At 72.2% G+C, this 1,962-nt stretch carries 2 protein-coding genes; both read right to left on the bottom strand.

Annotated elements, in window-relative coordinates:
* A partial coding sequence (gene thiE, locus J7E68_RS11500; protein ID WP_215172705.1) for a thiamine phosphate synthase occupies positions 1–1,132 on the bottom strand: 1,132 nt, incomplete at its 3' end.
* Positions 1,129–1,962, bottom strand: an 834-nt coding sequence (thiM, locus tag J7E68_RS11505; RefSeq protein WP_285225268.1) for a hydroxyethylthiazole kinase, incomplete at its 5' end; no start/stop codon positions are given. The genes thiM and thiE, both read right to left, overlap by 4 nt.

The following is a 1,962-nucleotide window of genomic DNA, read 5'->3' on the forward strand; positions in this document are numbered from 1 at the left end:
ACAGCGCGTCTGCCCCGGGGGGCGCATCGTCCCATCCGCCGTGCGAGCGGCCGGCGAGCACCGACAGCTCGGCGGGGTTCGGGGTGACCACGTGCGCGCGGCCGAGGAGATCGCGCAGCGCCGACTCGGCATCCTGGTCGAGCAGCCGGTCGCCACTCGTGGCCACCATGACGGGGTCGAGAACCACGACGGGCGGGCGCACGCCATCGATCCAGTCGATGACTGTGCGGATCACGTCGGCGCTCGCGAGCATCCCGATCTTCACCGCATCGATGACGACGTCGTCGGAGAGAGCGTCGAGCTGCTCGCGCAGGAAGGCCGCAGGCGGCACATGGATCCCGCGCACCCCCACCGTGTTCTGCGCGGTGAGGGCGGTGAGCACCGCCATGCCGTATCCGCCGTTCGCGGCGATCGATTTGAGATCGGCCTGGATCCCCGCTCCCCCCGACGGGTCGCTGCCGGCGATGCTCAGCACGCGCGGAGTGCCGGATGCTCGCCAGCGCCGCACGAAGGCCGCAGCCTCCTGCGCCGGATCCGCGGCGGCGCAGAGCGCGGAGACCACGGCGAGCCCCGCCGCTCCGGCCGCTCGCAGCCGCTCGGTGTCGTCGATCCCGACCCCGCCGATCGCCACGCACGGCAGAGCGGCCGACGCGATGAGAGCACGGAAGCCTTCGATGCCGAGTGCCGGCGGGTGATCCGGCTTGGTGCTGGTGGGACGGATGACGCCGACCCCGAGGTAATCGACGGTGCCTGGCGGAAGAGCGTGCACCACGGCGAGATGCTCGGGATTGTTCGCCGTCAGCCCGATGATCGAGTCCGGGCCGAGCGCCTCGCGAGCGCGCAGCACGGATTCGTCCCCCTGTCCGAGGTGCACCCCGTCGATTCTGGCCCCCTGCGCGCGTGCGGCGACGGCGGCGTCGAGGCGATCGTTCACGACGAGAGCGGCGCGACCGTCGATCACGCGCGAGAGCTCGACGAGCTGCGCGGTGGTCTCGGCATCCGTCGCGGTCTTGTCGCGCAGCTGCACTATGCGCACACCCCCATCGACTGCCTGGCGGACGGTCTCGATCACGCCCCGATCGCCGCACAGTTCCGGATCCGTGACGAGGTACAGCGACAGGTCGGCGATCACAGCGCGAACTCCCGGGCGCGCGCCGCAGCGGTGAGCTCGGACGGCCGCACCGCGGCGAGCGCATCGAGGAACGCGACGGCGAAGCTGCCGGGACCCGCCGCCTGCGCCGCAGCCTGCTCGGCGGCGATCGTGTAGACGAGGCTCGCCGACGCCACCGCGGTGAGCGGGTTGGCTCCCACGGTGCGCGCCACGCCCAGGAAGGCCGCCATCACCGCCCCCAAGGCGCATCCTCCGCCGGTGACGCGGGTGAGCGACTCGTCGCCGTTCTCGATCCGCAGCAGGCGGCGTCCGTCCGTGATGAGGTCGACCGCGCCGGACACCGCGACGACCGACCCGTGTCGGGAGGCGAGCGTGAGAGCAGCGTCTGCCGCAGCATCCGTGGTGTCGGTGGCATCGACGCCGCAACCGCCGGTGCTGAGCCCGGCGAGCGCCAGTATCTCGGAGGCGTTCCCCCGGATCGCCGTCGGGCGCGAAGAGGCGAGCTCGTGAGCGAGTGCCGTGCGCACCGGCAGAGCGCCGATCGCGACGGGATCCAGTACCCAGGGAGTGCCGGAGGCGGTCGCACCGGCGACGGCTTCGAGGCTCGCTGCACGCTGCTCGGGGGTCGGCGTGCCGAGGTTGATCAGCAGTCCCGAGGCGACGCCGGCGAAGATGCCGGCCTCACCGACGATGTCGACCATCGCGGGTGCTGCGCCGAGGGCGAGCAGCACGTTCGCCGTGAAGCCGGTGACGACGGCGTTCGTGATGCAGTGGGTCAGAGGTGGTGCCTCGCGCAGGGCGGACAGGAGCTCGGCGGCCGAAGCCGCGAGGGTCGAATCGGATTCCGGACG

It is taken from the genome of Microbacterium sp. ISL-103 (assembly GCF_018613995.1).
Taxonomy (GTDB): Bacteria; Actinomycetota; Actinomycetes; order Actinomycetales; family Microbacteriaceae; genus Microbacterium.